This window comes from Vibrio sp. 03_296, assembly GCF_002265885.1.
The window spans coordinates 1-526 of sequence record NZ_NPKW01000255.1 but is presented as its reverse complement, the minus strand read 5'-3'; the positions used below and the strand labels follow the sequence as shown (position 1 = coordinate 526).

Annotated in this window: 2 pseudogenes; both read left to right on the top strand. The window is 49.8% G+C overall.

Annotation, left to right across the window (positions count from 1 at the left end):
• A pseudogene (locus tag CIK04_RS23795) lies at nt 1-293 on the top strand (AIR carboxylase family protein); the annotation flags it as partial.
• 3 nt (nt 294-296) lie between these two features.
• Nucleotides 297-526 (top strand): annotated as a pseudogene (locus tag CIK04_RS23790) (5-(carboxyamino)imidazole ribonucleotide synthase); the annotation flags it as partial.

Below are 526 nucleotides of genomic sequence, written 5' to 3'. Positions count from 1 at the left end.
CATTTACCTGGCATGGCGGCGGCATTTACCAGCTTGCCCGTTTTGGGCGTACCCGTGCAAACTCACGCGCAGTTTATCAGGGCTCGACTCGTACTCTACTTCGTATTGTGCAAATGCCAAAAGGCATCGCAGTAGGGACATTGGCAATTGGTGAAGCTGGTGCAGCGAACGCTGGTCTTCTCGCTGCGCAAATCCTTGGAACTCACGACGAAAATATCATGGCCAAAGTTGAATCCTTCCGCCAAGAACAAACAGCAAGCGTCCTTGCTAACCCGAATCCTGCAGAGGACTAAATCATGCACGTATTGGTTCTGGGCGCTGGACAATTAGCACGTATGATGTCATTGGCTGGTGCGCCTTTGAATATCCAGATTTCTGCCTATGATGTGACAACGGGTGATGTCGTTCATCCTTTGACGTTGCATCTTCTTGGTCACGGCTTAGAGCAAGCGATTGAACACGTTGATGTGATCACAGCAGAGTTTGAACACATTCCTCATGACGTATTGGCGATCTGCCAAGCAAG